A 21,788-nucleotide genomic window follows, 5' to 3' on the forward strand; every position below is an offset into this window, starting at 1 on the left:
CGGTGCGGCTGGGGAAGCCGGTGCGACCGCGGAGGCCGTCGTGCCCGTGCTGTCCGAGGCCGAGGCCGAGTTGGCCGCTCAGCGTGAGCTGCGGGAGCGGATCGAGCGGCGGAAGGCCGAGAAGTCCGCTCCCATCGACGCGGGGACCAAGCTGAGCGGGCAGGCCGCCGATCTGCTCGCCGCCGTACGGGCCATGGAGAGCGGCGAGAAGGTCGACACGTCAGCGCTCAGGGCGCCCGTGCCCCCACAGGTGCCGTCGGACCCGTCCCCCGCCCCCGTACAGCCGCGAGCGGCCGCACAGGCGGCGCGGACGGCCCCTCCGGGCACCGTGGCAGCCGTACGGGCCGTGCTGGCCGAGGGCGGCGCGCCCGAGTCGCTCGCCGGGCAGGTGTCCGGCGTCCTCGGGGAGCGGGCCGCCGAGGCTCTGCGGGAGGATCCGTGGCAGCTTCTCGCCGTGCCGGGTGTCCGGCCCGAGCAGGCCGACGGGTTCGCGCGTGCGCTGCTCGGCGCGGACTGCGGTCCTGGTGACGAGCGTCGGTCAGCGGCGCTCGTCGGCTGGCTGCTCGAACGGGCCGCGCTCCAGGGCCACACGGCGCTGGAGTCGTCGGCGGTGCGCACCGCCCTCGGCAAGCAGGCGGTGCCCGATCCCGACGAGGCGTTGGGGCGTGCCGTCGCCGACGGTGTCGTGCTGGTCTTCCAGGACGGTGCCGACGAGGCCCTGGACGGCGAGGCTTCGGACACCGAGGCCGCGGACGGCGTGGACGGCAGCGGGTCCGAGGCGGGCGAGCCGGGCACAGGGGCGGCCGGGGACGCCGACGCCGCGCCTGTCCCCGTACTCCTGGGGCTCGACCGGTACGCGCTCGCCGAGGAGAGCCTTGCCGACGGGATCGCGCGGCTGGTCAAGACCGGCCCCGACGCCTCCTGGGAGGAGGCGGCCGCGGGGGCACCCTCGCCCTCGGCGGCCGAGCTGATCCGCGCGGTCGCCGGTCATGGCCTGGTGCTGCACACGGGCGGTGAGGCCGCGCGAGCCGAGCCCGTCGCGCTGGCCGTGGCGGCGCGGGCACTCGGGCTGCGGACAGCGGTGGCCGCCCACAGCGAGAACGGCAGGAGCAGGCTGGGCGCCGACGCGCTCACCGTCGCCGGGCTGCTCTCCGGCGCCCAGGGCCCCGGTCGGGACACCGACGGCACCTTCTCGCTCGATCTGCTCGTGGTGCTCGACGCGCCGCAGCTCGACGTGGAGACGGCGGCGATGCTCGTCGAGTCGCTGCCGGACGGGAGCCGCCTGGTGCTCAGCGGCGACCCCGGGGTGCTGTGGTCGGCGGGCGCCGGCCGGGTGTTCGCCGATCTGCTGGCCGCCCGGGTGTGCCCGCAGGTCGCCTCGCGTACGCCGGATCCCGGCCCGATCGGGGAGCTGGTCTCCGGCATCGGCATCGGGGAGCTGACCCAGGTGGAGGCGCCCGGCAAGGAGGTCGTGATCGTTCCGGTGCGGGACGCGGGCGAGGCGGTGCACCGTACGGTGCAGCTCGTCGCCGACTCCGTACCGCGCGCTTTCGGGGTGTCCTCGGCGCAGACGCAGGTGATCACGGTGGGCCACGGCGGCGCCGCCGGCACCCGCGCGCTCAATGCCGCGCTCAAGCAGCGGCTCCAGCCGGGGCCCGGCCAGTTCGGCGGCTTCGACCCGGGGGACAGGATCGCCTACGTACCGGCGCCGGGCAGGACCGTGCAGGGCACCGTGGTCTCCGCCGACGCCGAGGGGCTGCGGCTGGACTGCGACGGCGTTCCGGTCGTCGTACCCAAGGACCAGGTCGAGTCGGCCGTACGCCACGGCTGGGCGCTCACCGCGCACCAGGCGGCCGGGATGCGCTGGCCGGCCGCTGTGGTCGTACTCCCCGGCGACGCGGGGCAGGGGCTCAGCCGCCCCTGGGTCTATACGGCCTTCAGCCGGGGCGACCGCCATCTCTCCGTCGTGCACGGCGTCGACCAGGCGCTGCCGCACGCGGTGGCCGCCATCCCTTCCCAGGAGCGCACGACCCGGCTGCGTCCCCTGGTGGAAGCCCTGCTGGCGCCGGCCCCCGCGCAGTAGCCCCGGGCCCGCCCCGGGCGAGGGCCTGGGCGGCCCGGGGCGGGGTGCGGCGGCTCAGGCGTCCTGTTCCTCCAGGTCGTCCAGGTCGGCGTCGAGATCGTCCTCGTCGAAGACCGAGCTGACGTCGAAGCGGCAGACGACCTGCTGGGGATCGGCCTGGTCGAAGGGCGCCCTGAGCCACTCCCCCGGTTCCGGGAGGTCGTCGGCGGCCGACACCCACAGGGTGGAGTCGCCCTCCTCCAGGCCGAACTCCTTGTGCCGGGAGGCGATCTCGTCCGGTTCGTACTCGCCGAAGAGCACCCCGAGAGCGGCGTGGACGCTGCTGCCCACGGCCGCCCCTGTCACGGAGTCCTCGTCGACGTCGGCGATGCGCTGTGCCTGTACGAGCAGCCGCTGCGGGTCCACCACCGCGTAGTCGCGCCGGATCAGCACACTGAGCGCGTTCGGCTCCTCGGGTCCCGCATATGGCGGAAGCGAGTCGTCCGGATCAGGGATCTCGAAGGGGGTGACCTCGTCGTACCTGTTGTAGAGCCGCTCGTCGTAGACCTCGGCCGCGGCAGCGAGGGCGTTGAACGCTTCGGAGACGGCCGGGTCGTCCTCACCCGAGCGGTTCTCGACCGCCGCGAGGTGGCGGTCGAGAGCGATCTTCACCGCCTCGGCGGCGGCGCGTACCTCGGCAGCGGTGGGCTGCACAGCATCAGACATAGTGCAGACGCTATCCGTACCTGGGCTCCGGACGCACAATAGATGCGATGACGGAATACGAATTTGTCGATGTGTACGTGCCGCGCGGGGTCTCCCGCAAGGAAGCGACGCGTCTGCTCACCGACCATGCCGAGTACGGGCACTGGGAATTGGACCGTCTGAGCCTGCACCGGGACGGCAGCCGCAGAGTACGGCTGCGCCGGCGCATCATCCGTCAGGTGCGCGCCACCTGGTGAGCATGACGGAGCGGGCCCCGCTGTTGCGAGGCCCGCCCCGGTCCGTACGCATTCGGTCAGGCGGTGGCGCGGGTGCGGCGGTAGATCAGGCCGCCCGCGAGCAGCAGCCCGCCGGCCGCCGGGAGCAGGAATCCGAGCTGACCCGCACCGGTCGACGCGAGTTCGTCGCTGCCCACGGGCTGGGCGACGTTCTGCGTGTCAGGGGTGTTGGGCGCCCCGGGGGCTTCCGGAGTCGGCGGGATGTCGCGGTCGACCGGAGGCTTCACCGGGGTGCCCGGCTCCACCGGCTTCCCGGGCTTGCCCGGCTCACCGGGCGGTGTGACGACCGGCGGTGAGTCGTTCTCGCAGTCGTTCCCGTACGCGGGGTTACCGACACCGATGATGTTGACGTCGAGCCCGCAGACGTTCACGGGGATGTCGATCGGCACCTCGACGTCGTTGCCCGAGCCGACGCCCGGGGAGTGGTCCGTGCCGCCTCCGGCATGGGAACCGCCGTTGTGCGAACCGCTGTCGTGCGAGCCGCTGTCGTGCGAGCCGCTGTCGTGCGAGCCGCTGTCGTGCGAACCTCCGCCGTGCGAGCCGCCGCCGTACCCGCCGTCGTCCGGTCCGTCGTCCCCGTGGCCGGGGCCGTGTCCGCCGTCGTGCGAGCCGCCGTACGAGCCGTCGTCGTGCGAGCCGCCGTGCGAACCACCGGTGGACGGCGCCTTGCCCGACACGTTCGCACAACTGTTGCCCATGGCCGGGTTGAGTACGCCGATCACGTTCACGGTGTTCCCGCAGACGTTGATCGGGGCGTGCACCGGCACCTGGACGCTGTTGCCGGACAGCACGCCCGGTGAGTGCGAAGCGGCTCCCGCCGCTCCCGCGTCCGCGTGTGCGTAGCCGCCGCCGAGGGCGAGTACGCCGCCAGCGGCCGCCACGGTGATCAGGCCTTTGCGCGTGACCTGTCTCATAGCTTGATCCCTTGCCTTCTGCCTTACCGGAATGCCCTTCGGCCCAAGTGCCGGGGCAGGATGCCCAGCGGCCCCGGAGTGCATGGCGCGCACTCCGGGGCCACCCTGGCTCACACCCTTACGGGTTGAGGTACGACGTCAGTTGTTGACGCACGTGTTGCCGAAGGAGGGGTTCAGCAGCCCGATCACGGAGATCGTGTTACCGCACACGTTCACCGGGATGTGGATGGGCACCTGGACAACATTGCCGGAGGCCACACCCGGCGAGTGCACGGCAGCACCCTGGGCACCCGAGTCGGCGACGGCCATACCCGCGCCGGCGAGCACCAGTCCACCGGTGACGGCGGCGGCAGCGACGATCTTCTTGATCATTATTCCTCCTAGTTGGCAATGCGGTCCAAGCCTCGGACCGCACCACCTGTAACGAGGAGGAACTAATCAGGCTACGAGCGTATCGTCGGATTCACTCTTTTCAGTCAAATGCGCACGCGCTGGCGATTGTTGGAGCTACGTGTCAGTACGGGCCGTCAGCAGAGGTCGATGAACCGGTCGAGTACACGCACCCCGAACTGAAGGCCGTCGACCGGGACCCGCTCGTCCACACCGTGGAACATCCCGGCGAAGTCCAGCTCGGGCGGCAGCTTCAGCGGCGCGAATCCGAAGCCGCGGATGCCGAGGTCGTCGAAGGACTTGGCGTCGGTGCCGCCGGAGAGCATGTACGGAACGGCCCGCGCGATCGGGTCCTCGGCGACGAGCGCGCTCTGCATGGCCTCCACGAGCTTGCCGTCGAAGGTCGTCTCCACCGCCTTGTTGCTGTGGATGTCCTCGCGCTTGACGCGCGGGCCGAGGATCCGGTCGAGGTCGGCGAGGAACTCCTCCTCGTACCCGGGCAGGTAGCGGCCGTCGACATGGGCGGTCGCCTGCCCGGGGATCACGTTCGCCTTGTAGCCGGCGTCGAGCATGGTGGGCGTCGCCGTGTTGTACAGGGTGGTGCCGATCATCTTGGCGACGCCGCCGAGCCTGGCGAGCGTGGACTCCATGTCCTCGGGGTCCACCGGGACGCCGAACGCGTCCGACAGCTCGTCGAGGAACGACCGCACGCTCTTCGTCACCCGTACCGGCCACTTGTGGCGCCCGACCCGCGCCACCGCCTCGCACAGCTCGGTGATGGCGTTGTCCTTGTTGATCATCGAACCGTGCCCGGCCGTACCCTCCACGGTCAGCCGCATCCAGTGGATGCCCTTCTCCGCGGTCTGGATCAGGTAGAGCCGACGGTTCTCGTCGACGGTGTACGAGAAGCCGCCGACCTCGCTGATGGCCTCGGTGACGCCCTCGAAGAGCCCGGGGTGGTTGTCGACGAGGTAGCGCGCCCCGAACGTGCCGCCGGCCTCCTCGTCGGCCAGGAACGCCAGCACGATGTCGCGCGGGGGCTTACGGCCGCTGCGCAGCCTGTCCCGTACGACAGCGAGGGTCATCGCGTCCATGTCCTTCATGTCGACCGCGCCACGGCCCCAGACACAGCCGTCGGCGATCTCCCCGGCGAAGGGGTCGTGCGTCCAGTCCTCGGCATTGGCGGGCACGACATCGGTGTGGCCGTGGATGAGCAGCGCGGGCCTGGACGGGTCCTCGCCCTCGATCCTGGCGACGGTGGAGGCGCGGCCCTTGTGCGACTCGAAGATCTGCGGTTCGAGCCCCACCTCGGCGAGCTTCTCGGCGACGTACTCGGCGGCGGCCCGTTCTCCCGGCCCTGAGTGGTCGCCGTAGTTGCTGGTGTCGATCCGGATCAGATCACGACAGAGGTCGACGACCTCGTCCTCGCCCGAGACGGTCCTGCCCGCGTTCGGCTCACTCACGCTGCTCACTCCCAGGGTCGTTGCTGCTGTTCCCTCACATACTCCCGCGCGGACCCGCACCACCCAAGGCCGGGCCCCGCCGCACCCGCACCTGTCATACGCCCGTCACACGAACGGGGTGTGATCGGGCACCGTCGAATGTTTGCTATGGTTTTCCACGTCGGAACGGCCCCTGGCCGCCCGGCGGACACCCGGTCCGGGTGGCGGAATGGCAGACGCGCTAGCTTGAGGTGCTAGTGCCCTTTATCGGGCGTGGGGGTTCAAGTCCCCCCTCGGACACCAGCAAGGGACCCCAGATCATCTGGGGTCCTTTCGCGTTTACTGGCTGTGGCGTAATCAACCCTGGAGTGCCCCGGGGCCCACCTTGTCGGTCGGCGTCCCGGGGGGCGGCTCAGCTACCGGACGTCGGGACGGGGGAAACGTCGTCGGCCAGCGCGTCCATCAGGAGTTCGTCACAGGGGCGGCCGCGCCAGTAACCGGACTGGCGGAGACGGCCAGCCGGTTTGAACCCTGCCTTCTCGTACGCGGTGATCCCGGCCGTGTTCGGCTCCAGGACCTTCAACCAGATCATCCGCAGCGCCGCGTATTCGAACGCCCACCGCAGTGTCAGGGCTGTCGCCTCCGTGGCCAGCCCTTTCCCCCGTGCCTGCGGCGCAAGCAGGATGACGTACTCGGCGGTTCGTACCGCCGGATCAATCTGGAGAGACGTAAGGCCGACCGGGGTCCGGTCGGCAGTGGTGACGACCTCGAACTGAGGGAAGTCACGGTTGCGCCCTGCCGCTTCCCATCCGCCGGCACGGACCTCCCACGCCTGCGGGACCTGCGTCCCGAAGCCCAGGATCGTGCCGGGGTCGTTCTCCCAACGGTGGTAGTCGGGCAGATGGTCACGGTCCGGCGTGGCCAGGCTGACGCGCTTGCCCGGGAGCAGGATGTACGGCTCGTCCATCGGCACCTCTTCGATGTTGGCTCCGGCCCGTTGATGGGCGAGTAGTCCCCAGTCTGGTCCGGTTCCTCGACAGGCCGGCCGTCAACGTCGCAGATCCAGGCATGCATACGGATCGGATCTGTGGCGACTCCGTGCCTCCAGGCTCCGCCGCGCCCGCCCGCAGCCAGCAGAAGTGCGGCGGTCGTGGACTCCTCCAGGCATGCGACGCGGGCGGGGAAGAACCCCGCGGCCCATCGCACCGAGCGGACCGCCAGGCTGGCATGCGTCCTGCTCGGGAGCGGCAGGGCGCGGCCCGCCTCCGCCAGGCGCACCATGCGGCCGAAGCGCGTACGCCTCCGTCCCAGATGGCGCGTAGCAAGAGTGACCGCGAGAAGCACGGTCGCCGCCACCCGCCACGACCACGTTGCCGGTGCTGGAGTGTTGTCCAGGCAGGCGGATGACTCACTGGTCCCCCACGAGATTTCCGAGGGGCGGACTGTGACGGGGGCCGGTGCTCCGCTGTGCGGCAAGGAGTCGAGCCAGCGCGACAGGGAATCGCCGGTAAGGACCACGGTCGTTCCGGTCCGGTAGTTGATGACCACACCCACTGTCGAGGTCAACGCGGTACGAGTGTGGCGACTCGCAGCGGGGACGTTCATGGTCTGTTCTCCCATCGGACTCGCTCGGTCGCGGTGTCACTGGCACGTAGCCACAGCTCAGTGGCAAGCAGTGGTTCGAGCAGTCCCCAAGGAACATCCACCCCGAGCGCGGCCTGCCGAAGAAGCGAGCGGAGGATCACAGGGCGCACCAGGCCGAGGTCGGCCAGGTGGCCGTCTGCCAGCTCCAGGACGCTCGCCTGGTTGGCCCGTAGCCCGTGGTGATGGTCCACCGCGAACAACCCCTTGGAGCCACGCCGCACGACCTCCCTGGGCAGGAGATCGGTGACCGCGTCGGTAAGCAGCGGTTTGTATCGGCGGGCCGACCATCGCTCCGAAGCGGGGACCGACATCACAGCTTCCAGAACCCGGGCGTCCGTGTACGGGTTGTGCATCTCGATTCCGTACGTGGCGGCAATCTGGTTCTCCGTCGCGGCGGTACGACCGACGTACCGTGCTTCACTGAGGAGGTGGCGGTCGGCGTAGCCCAGGCCGTCCATGCCCGTCTCCGACGAGATGACCGACTCGGCGAGGACGGTCGCCCAGTGGGTGAGCCAGGGCTTCGGGGTCGCCACGCCTGTCAGCCGATGGGGAGCGACGTGCTGGACTGCGCAAATATTCAAGCATTTCGAGGACCCGAAGCCGGGTTACGTCGCCGACTGGCCCGATCTTCCGACCTGGCAGCAGGAGACTGACGCCGACATCTTCGAGGCCATCGAGAAAGCCTGATCAGGTGGGACGGGTCGGGATGGTCACTTGACCGTCGCATGCCCAACAGCGCCTGAAACAGCAGGAAAGAGGCAGAGAAGCGCCTGCCGAAATAGGCTCCTCGGTGGGCGTTCCCCCAGCTCAGGCTGTTTGCGGACTGGCGCCCAAGACGCAAGTGCAAGTCCCCCTCGGACACCCGCAGGGACCCGAGATCATCTGGGGTCCTTTCGTGTTTTCCGGGGGCGGGATGCCGTCCCATTTTCTTCCGTTCTCAGCCCTGGCCCCGACGGGCCGTTGTGACAACATGCCCGGTATGACTTCTGGCACCCCGAACAGCCGGGTCGACACGAGCGTGCCGCACTCCGCGCGTGTCTACGACTTCCTCCTGGGCGGCAAGGACAACTACCTGGTCGACCAGGAGGTGGCGGAGGCTCTTCCGCCCGAAGGCAGGGTCGCCGCCCTTCAGAACCGGGCCTTCATGCACCGCGCCGTCGCGTACCTCGCGGAGCAGGGGACGGATCAGTTCCTGGACATCGGTACGGGCATCCCCACCGCGCCGAACCTGCACCAGATCGTCCAGGGCATCAATCCGAAGGCCCGGATCGTCTACGTCGACAACGATCCCATCGTGCTGCGGCACGCGGAAGCGCTGCTGATCAGCCACCCCGAGGGCGGCACCGAATACCTCCAGGCCGATGTGCGGAAGCCCGGGACGATCCTCGACGCGGCGCGCGGCTTCCTGGACTTCAGCCGGCCCGTCGCCGTGTCCCTCATCGGGCTGCTGCACTTCCTTCCGGACGACGAGGACCCGCGCGGGATCATCCGTACGTTCGTCGACGCCCTTCCGTCCGGCAGCCATCTCGTGCTGACCCAGGGCGCCGCCGACATCGACCCCGACCTGGGTGCCGAGGCCAGCGACAGCTACGCGAAGGGCGGCATCCGCGTCGCGCTGCGTACGCACGCCGAGGCGCTGCGCTTCTTCGACGGCCTCGATCTCGTACCGCCCGGGCTTGTCACCGCGTCCTCGTGGGTCGCCGGCGAGGCTCCGGCCGACCCCGAGCCGAGTGGGCTCTACGCCGGGGTGGCGCGTATCCCCTGAGCCGGGAGCCGGGAGCCCTGAGCCCGGAGTTCCGCGCTATTCGTGCGGCTCAAGTTGTACAGGTGAAACTGGACAGTTAAACCTGTAGAAGTTAGCGTGGGTCGCATGAGCGAGAACCCGAGCCTGTCGCCTTCGGCGGTGCGGGCTTCACGCGAGGTCCGTGCCGTCATCAGCCGTCTGCGGCGCCGCATCCTGAACGCCGCCGAGGTCGAGGACATCACCCTGGGCCAGGCGTCCGTCCTGGCCCGCCTGTCGGACAAGGCCGGCGTCACGGCGAGTGAGCTGGCCTCCGCCGACGGCGTACGGCACCAGTCGATGACCGCGACCGTCGCTTCGCTCGCCGCGCGGGGGCTGGTGGAGCGCGGCCCCGACCCGGACGACGGGCGGCGCCTGCTGATCACGCTGACCGCCGAGGGCCAGCGCCGGGTGGACGAGGGGCGGCAGGCCCGTACGGAGTGGCTCGCCGGGCAGTTGCAGGACAGGTGCACCGAAGAAGAACGCCGGGCCGTGATCGCCTCCATGGCCGTGCTGGAGCGGCTGACCCATGACTGAGGTGCGGGCGGACACCGCGAAGGAGACGGACAAGCCGGGGTTCGACCGGCGGTTGCTGCCGCCGATGCTGCTGGGCTCGGTCCTGAACCCGATCAACTCGACGATCATCTCCGTCGCGCTCGTCCCCATCGGCAGGGCCCTCGGCGCCCCGGCCTCAGGGACCGCGTGGCTGGTCTCCGCCCTCTATCTGGCCACCGCGCTCGGGCAGCCGGTCGTCGGCCGGCTCATCGACATATTCGGGCCGCGCAGGCTCTTCCTCCTGAGTACCGGACTCGTGGGGCTCGCCGGCGTCGTCGGCACCCTGGCACCGAACCTGATGGTGCTGATCGTCGCGCGCGTCCTGCTCGGGTTCGGCACCTGCGCCGGCTATCCCTCGGCGATGGCACTGCTGCGCAGCGAGGCGAAGCGCACCGGACGGGACAGTCCCGGCGGCGTGCTGACCGCCCTGGCGGTCACCAACCAGACCATCGCCGTCGTCGGCCCGCTGCTGGGCGGCCTGCTGATCGCGGTGGGCGGCTGGCGCGCCACCTTCGCGCTGAATGTGCCGCTGGCTGCCGCTGCCGTGCTGTTGGGGCTGCTGCGGCTGCCCAAGTCAGCAGGAACGTCCCAGCAGCGCGGGCGCCTGGCCGCCCGGCTCGATCTCCCGGGGATGGGCCTGTTCGCCGCGATGCTCACCTCGCTGCTGCTGTTCCTGATGAACCTGCACCTGCGCGACTGGTACCTGCTGGTGATCGCCATCGCCCTGGGAGCCGCCTTCGCCGCGCGGGAGTTCCGGGCCGCCACCCCCTTCATCGACCTGCGGGTGCTCGGCGGCAACACACCGCTCCTGGCCACCTACGGGCGCGCGCTCGTCGCCTACGTCGTCTCGTACGCGTTCCTCTACGGCTTCAGCCAGTGGACCGAAGAGGGCTACGGGCTGTCGCCCTTCCGCGCCGGGCTGGTGCAGATCCCCATGTTCCTGCTGGCGATCGGTGCCTCGATCATCTCCGGGCGGCGCAACGGCATACGAGGGAAGCTGCTGGTCGGTGCGGCCGGACAGATAGTCGCCTGCGTGGTGATGCTGACGCTCACCGGGACGAGCCCCGTGTGGATGCTGCTCCTCGTCGCGCTGATCTTCGGCGTCCCCCAGGGGCTGAACAGCCTGGCCCTCCAGAACGCCGTGTACTTCCAGGCCGATCCCGAGCGCACCGCCTCCTCGGCCGGGCTGCTGCGCACTTTCGCCTACGTCGGCTCGATGATCGCCTCCTCCGCGACCGGCGCGTCCTTCGGGCAGCGCGCCGACACCGGCGGCATGCATCAGCTCGCCTGGGTCATGCTCGGCGCCGGCGTGCTCTACCTCCTGCTGACCGTCTTCGACCGGACGCTCGGCCGCGCGGCGACAGCAGCCGCCCAGGCGGCGAAAGAGGCCCCGGCGACGACCGACGCCCCGGCGGAGAAGCAGACCTCGGAGTAGCGCGACCACGGCCCGGCAGCCGTGAGATGTCCACGAACAGCGCTTCACGCACCCGAAAGGCACGACCATGTCCCGCACCGCACTGCTGCTGATGGACCTCCAGGCCAGCCACCTCGCCCAGATGCCCGACGACTACCTGCCCCGCGCCGTGCACGCCCTCGACACGGCCCGCGCCGCCGGCATCCCGGTCATCCACGTGGCACTTCAACTCCGTCGCGGTCACACCGACGCCCACCCCCGCAACAAGATCTTCGGCGCCCTTCCGTCCCACCTCTTCACGGCCGACGACCCCGGCGCCGCCATCCACCCCGATGCCGCCCCCGCCGACGGCGAGATCGTCGTCCACAAGAACCGCGTCAGCGCCTTCGCCGGCAACAACCTCCAGCAGCTCCTGGCCACCCAGGACATCGGCCACCTCGCCCTGGCCGGCCTCTCCACCGGCGGGATCGTGCTGTCCACCGCGTTGCAGGCCGTCGACCTCGACTACGGGGTGACGGTCCTGTCCGACGCCTGCGCCGACCCCAACCCGGCCCTGCACGACATCCTCATCGCCGAAGTCCTCGCACGACGCGGCAAGGTCGCCACCGTCGACGAATGGGCGCACACCCTCGGCGCCGCCGCCTGAGCCGCCCGAGCACTCCCGAACCGCGACCGAACCACCGTCTGAGCGCGACCCTGGGTCAGGGGCCCGAGCGGTGCCTGCCGCTCGGCGGGACCGCCGAACGCGAGGCGGACTCGGCCACGTTCACGCACTGGGCGCGGCAGAGTGCCACAAAGCCGAAGAGCTGGTCCCTGTTGCCCTGGTCGGCGATGCGGTACTGCCACGGCCTGGGGGTGATGTGGCGCCCCATCGCCTCGAAGACCCGCTCGGCCTCGGCGAACCGCTGCCCCGCCCACAGCGCGTGGGCCAGGCAGTTGAGGTCCTGGAGCGACCGGTCCGCCGGGTCGGCGACGGCGAACCACTGGTCGAAGGCGGCCAGCGCGTCATGGATCGCGTAGCTGTTGAGCCAGTGCATGTCGAGGGCTTCCCTGGGCAGCCGCAGCCACCGCTCCACCCGTACGTACACGGGCAGCATCAGCAGGTCCGCGCCGGCCGGCTGCTCCGCCCTGCTGATCGCCCAGCGCGCGTACGCGTCCGCGTGGCTGACGGCCGCGGGGTTGGGGCGGCCCAGCCAGTACATGAGCATCCGGTGGTACGCCTCGCGGTTGTACGGGTCCAGCGCGTGCGCGCGCTTCAGCAGGCCCCAGGGGCCCGACGGCAGCATGGGGTCCTCCGCCCGCACCCGGTGCTCGGCCGCCTGCTGCTCCTCGTCGATCACCGCCAGCGCCAGGAAGCACGTCCAGGGCACCGGGTTGTCGGGCGCCTCGCGCACCGCCGCTCCGCACGCGGCGAGCGCCTCGTGCCACAGGGCGTCGGTGGTCGAGTGCTCGGCGCGGTACGCGCGCAGCGCGCGCTCGACGGCGACCCGCGCCCGCATCACCGTGACCGTGGGCCCCGGCTCCTCGGACTCCCACGCCTCGATCACGTCGGACCCGGCCGCCGAGGCGCCGAGCACCTGGCTGCGGTACGTCCACAGGCCCCAGCCGTGCGAGGTGTCCGTACGGGCGAGCAGCGTCCGCACCGCCATCCACCGCCCTGCGGACAGTTCCTCGAGCGCCACGCGCAGATCGTTGTCGAAGCCCGCGGGATGCATCACCGGGCGCCATTCGGACTCTGCCACGCTCAGCCCCTCACGCGGACCGGGACACGGGCTCCGACGGGCCCCGGACACGCTCGCGTTCCGGGGCAGTCACGGCCCGCGGGATCAGCGGGGTCAACCAGGGTGGCGCTAGTCATAGTGCGAGGCTCCGAAGGGAAAAAAGGGGGGAACTCGATGAGGGTTGCCCCCATTACCGACAGTGGAGGCGTCTTCACTCTTCTGTAATCGGCCGACCGGCACCAGTGTTGCCCCGTTGCGCAACACACGAAAAAGCCGATCAGCACACCGCCCTCACAAGCGCCGGAGAGCACTCCGGTACAAAGCGGGGTGAATGGGGCCTGTCTTCCGCCGGACTCATACGCGCGTCCGGCCCCTGCCCGGCACCTCGACCCCGGCCACGGTGATGCCGGGCACCGCGATTCCGGGCACCTTCACACCGGACACCTCGACACCGGCACCCGCGGTGACCGGGCCGGGCACGGCCCCCGGCGCGGCGGCAGGCGTGGCTCCCGGCGCCGCCTCGGCGTCTTCCGCTTCCGCCTTCTCCCTGGCGTACGCGTGGAGCAGGGCGTCGGTCCGGTAGAGGTCGAGCGCGGTCTCGTCGAGCAGGTGCCGGGCGACCAGCTCGTCCAGGTTCCGGCGTGTCCGTACGAGCGACTCGCCGGTGAGCGCCGCGACCGCCTTCGCGCTGATCCGCGCCGCGGGCGCGAGGCCGAGCAGCCGGAACGTACGCGCCACGTCCGGCCGCAGTTCGCCGTACGAGAGGTCGAAGGCGGCGCGGACGGCGAGTTGGGGATCCTCGTGGTCGCTCATCGCGTCGAGACCCGCCTCGGCCAGCTCGTCCACCGCGTGCGACAGCGGCCGGTGCGGGTGGGTCGCGAGCTGCTCGGCGGTGATGCGCAGGGCGAGCGGGAGGTGGGCGCAGTGCCTGGCGAGGGCGTCGGCCGCCGCGGGTTCGGCGTCCACGCGCGCGGCGCCGAGCACGGTCCGCAGCAGCACCAGCGACTCCTGGTGCGACATCGGGGCGAGCGAGACACGCCGGGCGCCGGTGGCGACGGCCAGTCCGGTCAGCCGGCGCCGGCTGGTGACGACGACCGTGCTGCCGGCCGCGCCCGGCAGCAACTGCCGGACCTGCGCGGTGTCCACGGCGCCGTCGAGCACCATGAGCAGCCGCCGCTGGGCGGCAGCCGTACGGAACATCGCCGCCCGGTCGTCGGCCGACTTCGGCGGGTTCGCCACGCCGAGCCCGGTCAGGAACGCGCCGAGCACGTCACCCGGATCGGCGGGTTCGACCCCGGCGCGGTGGCCCCGCAGGTCGGCGAAGAGCACCCCGTCGGCGAAGTCGCCGGCCACCCGGTGCGCCCAGTGCAGCGCGAGGGCGCTCTTGCCCACACCGGGCGGTCCGTCCACGGCGAGGGTCAGCGCCATGCCGCGCTCCTGGGACACCGTCAGGGCGGTGTCCAGGGCGGACAGCGCCTCGGCGCGGCCCACGAAGGTCGACGTGGCGAGCGGGAGCTGCTCCGGGCGCGCCGTGCCCGCCAGCTCCGCCCTGGCCAGCGCCAGCAGCTCACCACCGGCGCCGAGCGCCTCGTCGCACGCCTCGGCCAGCGCCAGGGTCGGCGTGCCCTTGCCCCGGGCGATCCTGCTCAGCCAGCCCGCGCTGTACCGCACCACGGCGGACAGCTCCCGCAGCGAGAGTCCTTCGGCCTGACGACGCTCCTGCAGGGCGGCCGCGAACGTACCTTCCACGGAATCCCCCCTTCCCCCGCTGCCGGCCCAGCCGCTCAACAGCCCGCGCACCGGACGCGTGTTCGATCACGCGGGGCACGGAGCCCTATCATCACCCGCCTTCACTCGCCCGTACAAACCACGTGGTGTTTCCTTACGATGTTTTGCATACGATCCGTACCGGCCCGAAGAGGCCGGTGCGCACCTGTCCGGCGGCGATCGCCCGCGTCGGTGACGCGTCGTCGAGATAGCCGGCGAGGGTCCCGCGTACGACGACCTCGATCTCGTTGTCGCCCTCCCGCAGCGCGTCGGTCACCTCGAACGTCCACGGCCCCCAGACGCGCTGCCCGACCGGTGTCCCGTTGACGGTGACCTCGGCGGTGCCGCGCACCTCACCGAGATCGAGCAGCGCCTGTCCCGTCCGGCCGCCCGGCAGGCGCGCTGTCGTGCGGTAGCGGACGTATCCGCCGAGGGCGCGCAGGCCGAGCGCCTCCCAGTCGGCGAGGGGTACGCCGTCGCTCTCGGCGGTCTCGGCCTCGACGGCGGCGTCGAGCAGCGCGCCGCCCCTGCGGCCGTCCAGGGCGAGGAGCCGCAGCAGTACGGCGGTGCCGGCGCCGAGCGGTGCCGGGAACCGTACCCGCCCCTCGTCGTCCGTCCCGTACTCCTGTCCCCCGACCACGACGGCGGCCTTCAGCGGGGTGGGGACGCGCAGCGCCGTGGTGCCGAGCGGAGCGGTGAAGCGCAGCCACTCGACGCGCTCGGGCCCCGGCTCCAGGTCCGGCACGACAGGTTCGACGACACCGCCGGGGGCGGCGGCCGGCTCCAGCCAGTGCGCACCGGGGAGCGGGTGCGGGCGGGCCCACGCACAGATGAAGCGGGGGTCGCGGCCGCTCTGGGAGGCGCGCAGCCGCAGGACGGCGGGCGCGCCTTCGCAGGTGGCCTCCCAGCTCGCGTCGCTGAGCAGGCCGAGACCGCCGCGCGCCACGGGTACGGAGTCGAGGGCGGCGGCGGTCGGTGTGGTGCCGGTGTCGGTGACCCGGAGGGTGACGGTGTTCTCGCCCGTACGCAGGTGAGCACCGATGTCGTACGGGTGGACGCGCACCTCCCGGTGTTCCGGGTACGGGCTGAAGTCGCCCTGGCGGCCCACCTCCACGCCGTTGACGAGCACCGCGCACGCCCCGTCGCCGCTGACCTGGACGACGGTGTCGGCGGGGAGCGCGGCGAGGTGGGTACGGAGTGTCAGGTCGTGGGTCCGGCCGGCGACGGAGCCGTCCCCGGCGGTCATCCACTCGGGGCGGCGGAAGGCGGCAGGGTCACGGACGACGGCGAAGGAGGCGCGGACGGGCCCGGCGTCGAGCGCCCGCAGCTCGATCTCCAGGAGCACGTCCCTGCCGTGTGTCCGGGGCGGCAGCGGGCTGAAGGTCTGGTATCCCTGTCCGTCGGCGGGGAGTTCGGCGCCGTCGACGCGGACCCGGCGGGCGGCGTTCGCACCCACGGCGAGATGAAGCGGGCCCGCCGACTCGGGCAGCGTCAGGTGGGTGCGGACCTCGACGCGGCCGTCCGCCGGAACGTCGCGCCAGTCGAGGAACTCCTCGGGGACGTACCCCTTGGGGCCGAGGCGCTCGTCGTGCACCACGTCGTCGCGGATGCCGCGCGACAGCGACCAGAGGGCGGGACGCCACTCGCCGTCGCCGTCCCGGACCTCGGCGAAGGGCCCGAACCCGGCGGTGACCGGGGCCCATTGCTCCGTGCGCCCGTCGTTGTGCTCCATCCGCCAGACCTCGACAGGCAGCACCCCCGGCCGGTCGGCTGCGGCGAGGTCGCCCCAACTGTTGTCGAGCGTGGAGACGGCAAGCCCGCGCCAAGGGCCTTCAAGTGTCGTCTCGTTCGTGGTCGGGCCCGGCAACTCATGCGTCGGGTCGGGAAGTTCGCCGGCGAGTACGACGACGGCGACCGTGCCGTCCGCGAACGGCACATCGAGCAGCCAGCAGCCGTCCGGGCCCTGGGCGACGGTGAGTTCGGTGCGGTGTCCGGTGCCGGGGTCCCACCGCTGGGCGCGCGGCCGGTCTTCAACGCCCTCGACCCGCACCCGAGCGCCCCGGTCGCCGGCCGGGGCGAAGTCGTAGCCGTTGGTGCGCAGTTGCTCCCAGTAGTGCCCCCAGGGGAAGTTCTCCCCGGTGGTCCAGTCGCCCGGGTCCAGGGAGACGATCGGCGCCCGGGTGCCGCTGGTCTCGTCGTGGGCGATCAGTGTCAGCACATGCGTGTCGCCGTGCCGGCGCAGCAGGTACGGGGTGTCAGCCGTGATCCGTACGGGTCCGGTCGCCACCGCCGCGGGGACGTCGGCGGCCGTGTCGACCACCGCGATCAGGCCGCTGTCGACGGCGTCGGCGAACAGCCCGGCCACCTCGGCGTCCTTCTCCGGCTTCCCGCCCAGGAAGAGTTCGGGCGCGCTTCCCACGCACACCACCCGGCCCCCGGCGGCGGCGAAGTGGACCAGGGTGCGCGCCGCGGCGTTGTGCAGGGCGCGCGGGCCCGGCAGGACGACGGTGCGATAGCTCTCCGTACCGATCACCAGGGTCGCTCCCGAGGCGTCGGCGACGATCCCGGCGCGCGCGAGTGTCGTCTCGTCCAGGGTGTCGTGATCGAGGCCGGTGCGCTCCAGCGCGCCACGGCGCTCGGCGAACCACGTGTTGACGCCGTTGAGTTCGTGGTAGACGGCGTCCGTGGCGCTCGCCGGGGCGAGCGGTCCTTCGAGGGTGAGATAGGCCTGCGCCGTGGTGGTCGGTGACAGCAGGATGGTGTCGCAGACATGGCTGCCCAGGGTCAGTACGGAGCAGAGCCGCGCCACGGCGGTCGAGAACACGTGATAGGCGGGCCAGTACGGCTGGCGCCAGCAGGTCGACGGCGGCGCCCACTCCCACCAGCCGCCGGGCGTCGCGTAGTAGACGGCGTGCGGGTCGTAGAGGTTCGCGCCGCGCCGCAGGAACGGCGCGAGCCAGTCGTACGTCTCCTCCAGCGTGCCGCCCCACCCCGAGGAGTGGAACGCCTCGATCCAGGTACGGCCGTGCCCCTGGGCGTGCGCCATGGAGCTGTGGACCTTCGCGTCGCCCCAGTGGTCGCTGCCCGGGGCGCCGTACCCGGCGTGCGTGGCGTAGTAGTCGCCGTACACCTGCACACCGCCGACCGGGTCGCCCTCGCGGGCCGGTGAGGGCTGGTCGAAGCCGCAGATCAGGCCGTGCCGTTCGAAGAAGGCGTCCTGCGGGTCGAAGAAGCAGCGGCGGCCGAGGCGGGCGCGGTGCTCGTGGTAGTCGCGCCGGACCCGGGCCGCGTGCGCCTCCTCCGCCGCGCCCCCGCTCTCCCACAGCGCCCACAGCTCGGGGACCAGGTCGTAGCCGTACGCCTCGGTGAAGGTGGCGGCGAAGTTCCGGCCCCAGGTGGGCATGGCGGGCAGCTCGTCCTGGAAGAAGCCGCCGATCGAGCGGCCGAACCACCTGCCGACATGGCGCTCCAGGGTGCCGTGCACCCGGTCGAGGAGCGCGGCGCACGCGGCCTCGCCGAAGTAGTCGAAGCCGCGCGCGCCGCTGTGGACGAGGGTGACCTCGGCGGGTCCGCCGCTCCAGCGGACCTCGCCACCGGTGACGGACACGGGAACGCGGGCCCCGTCGGCGGCTCCCGGCAGGGTGGCGTACGCGGCCAGCGCCGTATGCCCGGACGGCGGCCGGAGCAGCGCCTGTCCGTCGTCGGCGCTCACGGTCGTACGGTGCAGCGCGAGCCCGGAGAACTCCGGGTCGCCCGCGATCAACTGCCCCTGGAAGTTGGCACCGGAGAACCCGATCTGGTCGTACATCCAGAGGCTGAAGCCCAGCTCCTCGGCGTCCGCGCACGCCCCGTCGAGCAGGCTCAGCCATTCGGGGCTCAGATACGGCGGGTCGTCGGCGAGCGAGCCGAACATCGGCCCGGTGGGCGCCAGGCACATCACGACCGCCTGGTGGACACCCTGGGACACCAGCTCCCGCATCTGGAGGCGCAGCCGCTCCCTGGTGACCTTGGCGCCGCTCCACCACCAGATGGGCAGCGGGCCGTAGGCACGTGCCGGGTCGGTGAAGCGGGACAGCAGTTCGCCGGCAGCGGTGGCCGTGGCCGTGGCCGGAGGTGTCGTTTCCGCTGATGTCATGCGAGGGCCTTCCGCTCGGTCTGGATCAGATCCAGTGACTTGCCGGCCGTGTCCGGCATGAAGAAGAAGCCGACGCCCCCGCTGACGATCAGGAACGCCGTGAGCAGCCCCGCGACAGGCGCGATGCCGGTGGAGGCGAGGTGCGGCACGAAGTAGCTCCAGATGCCGAGGAAGAAGCGCGCCGTGCCGAACGTGAAGCCCTGCGCCGTGCCGCGCAGCATGGTCGGGAAGAGTTCCTGGCTGAAGGTCTTGTAGAACGCCTCGCCTGCCAGCGCCGCCCCCACCCCGAAGAAGAAGGTGTTCAGCAGGATGGTCGGGATGGTGAACGGGAAGACGAGGAACAGCGCGTAGGACAGCGCGCCCAGCACCGCGCCGACGCCCCACATCAGACGGCGCGTCCCGTGGTCCCGGTCGCTGAAGCGCATGAAGACCAGGCAGGTCGCGAGAATGCCGATCACGAAGCCGGAGCACGACAGCGCGACGCTGGTGGTCTGGTCGCCCGCCCCGAGGTGCCTGACCATGTACGGGGTGAAGATGCCGGCCGTACCGGCGGCGAGGCTGGAGAAGACGTAGATCGTTCCGGTCCAGAGCATGGCCCGCAGGTTCGGCCCCTTGAACAGCTCCCGTACGCCCGCCTTCGCCTCGGCGCCCTTCTCGGCGGCCGCTTTCCACATGGGCGACTCGGTCATGCCCTTGCGCAGCGCCCAGGTGATGAGGGCGACCACGAAGAGGTGGACGAAGACGATACGGATGCCCAGCAGGCCGAGCGGGGAGAGCCCGAGGGCCAGCAGCAGGACGACGATCGGGCCGGCGTTCCAGGCCACCTGGGTGAGTCCGAGCAGCTTGCCCCGGGATTTCGCCGGCGAGAACTCCCCCACCAGGGCGAGCGAGGTCGGTACGTCGGCGCCGACGGCGAGGCCGACCGCGAAGGTGCCGATGAAGATCATCGCGGGGGTGACGGCGAAGCCGATGCAGAGCACGGCGAGCGCGTAGACCAGCAGGTCCCACTGGTAGATCCGCTTGCGGCCGAGCTTGTCGCCGAGCCGCCCGCCGATGAAGGCGCCGATCGCCGCGCCGATGGCATTGGGACCGATGGCGGCGAGTGCGCCCACACCGGTGAATCCGGAGTCGGAGAGCTGGAGACGCTCCTGGAAGAGGGAGAGTCCGGCGCCGAGCGCGACGATCGACCCGGCGTCGAGGTACGAGGCCATGCCGGCCAGGACCGACCACCGCCACTGCTGGCGGCTCAGGGCCTCGACCGGCACACCGGGTTCGAGCGGGGCCGCGGGATCCTGGGCTGCTTGCTCTGTTGTCATCCGCGACTCCTTCGTCGTAGAACGTTCTCCGAATTGAAACGACTCAACGGTAGGGGGACACTGCCGGAAGCCGTCAATACGCGTGCGTAAGGTTGTGGATCTTTCTGTGATTAACCGGCTGTATCACAGTGAGTACCACACAGATCACCGGGAGTTGCCTCATGGTCACCGCGAGTGGACGGCGCCGCGTGACGATCACCGATGTGGCGCGCCACGCCGGTGTCTCGACGTCGGCGGTCTCCAAAGTGCTGCGCGAGGCGTACGGGGTCAGTGACGCCATGCGGGTACGGGTGCGCGCGGCGATGGCCGAGCTGGAGTACCGCCCGCACGCGGCGGCGCGCGGGATGCGGGGGCGCACGTACACGGTCGGCGTGCTGCTCGACAACATCCGCAACGCCTTCTTCGCCGACATCCTCGACGGGGCGAGCGAGGAGCTGCGCGGCGGCGCGTACCAGATGCTGGTCGGCGCCGCCGGCTTCGGACAGGAGGACCAGACCAGGCTGGCCCGCGCGATGGTGGACCGCCAGATGGACGGACTGATCCTCATCGGTCCCGGGTTTCCGCGCGCCGAGGTGCTGCGTACGGCCGCGGCGCTGCCGACAGTGGTGATCGGCCATCACGACCTGGGCGTCGGGTACGACGCCGTCCTGGACGCGGACGCCGAGGGCGCCGGTCTGGTGGTGGACCATCTGGTGGAACTCGGCCACCGCCGGATCGCCCTGACGTCGACAGACGTGAACGAGGGCAACGGCTGGTCGGGGACGCCCGAGCGGATCCAGGCGCGCGGCTATCTCGACGCGATGCGGCGGCACGGCCTGGGGGATCTCGCGCGGGTCGCGATGACCTCGTACTCCGAGGAGGGCGGCTACCGCGCCGGGATGGAGCTGCTGGCCCCGGGCGCGGGCCCGGTCCCCACGGCGGTCTTCGCCGGGGCGGACGTGGCGGCGCTCGGCGTGTTCCGCGCGGCGCGTGAACTGGGCCTGCGCATCCCCGAGGACGTCTCGCTGGCGGGCTACAACAACACGGCGGTCGCCGCGCTCACCCCCGTACAGCTCACCAGTGTCGACCAGGCCGGCGGCGAGATGGGCGCGACGGCGGCGCGGCTGCTGCTGGAGCGGGTGGAGGGGCGGGAGCGTTCCGTACGGGTGTGCATGTCGCCCCGGCTGGTGGTGCGGAATACCACGGGTCCGCCGGCCGCGTAACGGCGGGTCGGCCACACCCCTGTGGTGTCCGACACTCGGGACGGACTACATAGATGTAGCGCACATTGATATAAAGCTTATATGACTGAGCATCCCCAACAGGGCCGTCGCCACCCTGGCGTACGCCCGCGCGGGCTCGTCATCCGGACGCTTTTCCCCGTGCTCCCACGTCAGGGACGCACGAGCGCACCTCGGCTACTGCCACGAACGGTGGACCCTCCCGCACAGGGCCCGCGCCATGACAGCCGTCCGATCTGTTCCAGGCGTTATCGGATGCCCCTCTCCGCGCACGCCGATTAGGTCGCGAGAGCGCTCCCCGAGCGCTCCACCTCCGCCGTCGCTGTCATTTCGCCGAAGAGTCCGTCCCCCGTACGGGCCACTGTGCGCTTCGACCGGCGACGTCACACGTCTGCCCGCCCCAGCTTCCATAACGTAACGACTGCCG

At 71.3% G+C, this 21,788-nt stretch carries 18 protein-coding genes, 1 tRNA gene and 1 pseudogene; 9 read left to right on the top strand and 11 right to left on the bottom strand.

The window, feature by feature from the left end:
• Positions 1–2,083: helix-hairpin-helix domain-containing protein (locus QR77_RS06420; protein ID WP_063798004.1), on the top strand; the 2,083-nt coding region annotated here is incomplete at its 5' end.
• A 54-nt stretch (positions 2,084–2,137) separates the two neighbouring features.
• Here QR77_RS06420 and QR77_RS06425 read toward each other — a convergent pair.
• On the bottom strand, positions 2,138–2,788 hold the full coding sequence (locus QR77_RS06425; RefSeq protein WP_040020221.1) for a hypothetical protein: 651 nt from the start codon (positions 2,786–2,788) through the stop codon (positions 2,138–2,140).
• A 47-nt stretch (positions 2,789–2,835) separates the two neighbouring features.
• Between QR77_RS06425 and QR77_RS06430 the strand changes: the two genes are divergently transcribed.
• Positions 2,836–3,024, top strand: a complete 189-nt coding sequence (locus tag QR77_RS06430) for a DUF5703 family protein (protein ID WP_040020223.1) — start codon at positions 2,836–2,838, stop codon at positions 3,022–3,024.
• A gap of 56 nt (positions 3,025–3,080) precedes the next feature.
• On the opposite strand, the gene QR77_RS49960 is transcribed toward QR77_RS06430, so the two are convergent.
• The 3 genes from QR77_RS49960 to QR77_RS06445 all read right to left on the bottom strand — a co-directional run bounded on the left by QR77_RS49960 (position 3,081) and on the right by QR77_RS06445 (position 5,830).
• Positions 3,081–3,977, bottom strand: a complete 897-nt coding sequence (locus QR77_RS49960; RefSeq protein WP_040020225.1) for a chaplin — start codon at positions 3,975–3,977, stop codon at positions 3,081–3,083.
• Positions 3,978–4,115: 138 nt separating this feature from the next.
• Positions 4,116–4,349, bottom strand: coding sequence for a chaplin ChpH (chpH, locus tag QR77_RS06440; protein WP_040020227.1), 234 nt, complete (start codon positions 4,347–4,349; stop codon positions 4,116–4,118).
• Positions 4,350–4,504: 155 nt separating this feature from the next.
• Positions 4,505–5,830 (bottom strand): M20/M25/M40 family metallo-hydrolase, encoded by a 1,326-nt coding sequence (locus QR77_RS06445; RefSeq protein WP_040020229.1) that lies wholly within the window; start codon positions 5,828–5,830, stop codon positions 4,505–4,507.
• 194 nt (positions 5,831–6,024) lie between these two features.
• On the opposite strand from QR77_RS06445, the gene QR77_RS06450 reads away from it, so the two are divergent.
• Positions 6,025–6,112, top strand: a tRNA-Leu gene (locus QR77_RS06450).
• 109 nt (positions 6,113–6,221) lie between these two features.
• Here the strand turns inward: QR77_RS06450 and QR77_RS06455 are convergent.
• The 3 genes and pseudogenes from QR77_RS06455 to QR77_RS06460 all read right to left on the bottom strand — a co-directional run bounded on the left by QR77_RS06455 (position 6,222) and on the right by QR77_RS06460 (position 7,911).
• Entirely contained in the window at positions 6,222–6,776 is a 555-nt protein-coding gene (locus tag QR77_RS06455) for a GNAT family protein (RefSeq protein ID WP_040020231.1), read from the bottom strand.
• Between the two features lie 44 nt (positions 6,777–6,820).
• Positions 6,821–7,429, bottom strand: a pseudogene (locus QR77_RS43270) (lasso peptide biosynthesis B2 protein); the annotation flags it as partial.
• The gene (locus QR77_RS06460) at positions 7,411–7,911 is read right to left on the bottom strand and encodes an asparagine synthase-related protein (protein ID WP_052488568.1); all 501 of its coding nucleotides are present in this window, start codon (positions 7,909–7,911) and stop codon (positions 7,411–7,413) included. The pseudogene QR77_RS43270 and the gene QR77_RS06460, both read right to left, overlap by 19 nt.
• On the opposite strand from QR77_RS06460, the gene QR77_RS06465 reads away from it, so the two are divergent.
• From QR77_RS06465 to QR77_RS06485, 5 genes are all read left to right on the top strand, one after another.
• A complete protein-coding gene (locus QR77_RS06465) occupies positions 7,910–8,140 on the top strand; it encodes a hypothetical protein (protein WP_040020232.1) in 231 nt (76 codons plus the stop codon). The genes QR77_RS06460 and QR77_RS06465 overlap by 2 nt on opposite strands.
• A gap of 292 nt (positions 8,141–8,432) precedes the next feature.
• Positions 8,433–9,218: an SAM-dependent methyltransferase gene (locus QR77_RS06470; RefSeq protein ID WP_040020233.1), complete on the top strand. Its 786-nt coding sequence runs from the start codon at positions 8,433–8,435 to the stop codon at positions 9,216–9,218.
• Between the two features lie 105 nt (positions 9,219–9,323).
• Positions 9,324–9,770: a MarR family transcriptional regulator gene (locus QR77_RS06475; RefSeq protein WP_040020235.1), complete on the top strand. Its 447-nt coding sequence runs from the start codon at positions 9,324–9,326 to the stop codon at positions 9,768–9,770.
• Positions 9,763–11,223, top strand: a complete 1,461-nt coding sequence (locus QR77_RS06480) for an MFS transporter (RefSeq protein ID WP_052488569.1) — start codon at positions 9,763–9,765, stop codon at positions 11,221–11,223. Before QR77_RS06475 ends, QR77_RS06480 begins: the two co-directional genes overlap by 8 nt.
• 67 nt (positions 11,224–11,290) lie before the next feature.
• Positions 11,291–11,848: a cysteine hydrolase gene (locus QR77_RS06485; protein WP_040020237.1), complete on the top strand. Its 558-nt coding sequence runs from the start codon at positions 11,291–11,293 to the stop codon at positions 11,846–11,848.
• 55 nt (positions 11,849–11,903) lie between these two features.
• On the opposite strand, the gene QR77_RS06490 is transcribed toward QR77_RS06485, so the two are convergent.
• The 4 genes from QR77_RS06490 to QR77_RS06505 all read right to left on the bottom strand — a co-directional run bounded on the left by QR77_RS06490 (position 11,904) and on the right by QR77_RS06505 (position 20,141).
• Entirely contained in the window at positions 11,904–12,944 is a 1,041-nt protein-coding gene (locus tag QR77_RS06490; RefSeq protein WP_063798005.1) for a hypothetical protein, read from the bottom strand.
• 333 nt (positions 12,945–13,277) lie between these two features.
• Positions 13,278–14,672, bottom strand: a complete 1,395-nt coding sequence (locus tag QR77_RS06495; RefSeq protein ID WP_052488570.1) for a helix-turn-helix transcriptional regulator — start codon at positions 14,670–14,672, stop codon at positions 13,278–13,280.
• A 133-nt stretch (positions 14,673–14,805) separates the two neighbouring features.
• Positions 14,806–18,825, bottom strand: a complete 4,020-nt coding sequence (locus QR77_RS47725) for a hypothetical protein (protein ID WP_063798006.1) — start codon at positions 18,823–18,825, stop codon at positions 14,806–14,808.
• Positions 18,822–20,141 (bottom strand): MFS transporter, encoded by a 1,320-nt coding sequence (locus QR77_RS06505; RefSeq protein WP_078876508.1) that lies wholly within the window; start codon positions 20,139–20,141, stop codon positions 18,822–18,824. The genes QR77_RS47725 and QR77_RS06505 overlap by 4 nt, the downstream gene beginning before the upstream one ends.
• Positions 20,142–20,329: 188 nt before the next feature.
• Here QR77_RS06505 and QR77_RS06510 point away from each other — a divergent pair, with 188 nt between their 5' ends.
• Positions 20,330–21,343 (top strand): LacI family DNA-binding transcriptional regulator, encoded by a 1,014-nt coding sequence (locus tag QR77_RS06510; protein WP_040027404.1) that lies wholly within the window; start codon positions 20,330–20,332, stop codon positions 21,341–21,343.
• Positions 21,344–21,788: the final 445 nt, after the last annotated feature.

Source organism: Streptomyces sp. 150FB, from assembly GCF_000818195.1.
Taxonomy (GTDB): Bacteria; Actinomycetota; Actinomycetes; order Streptomycetales; family Streptomycetaceae; genus Streptomyces.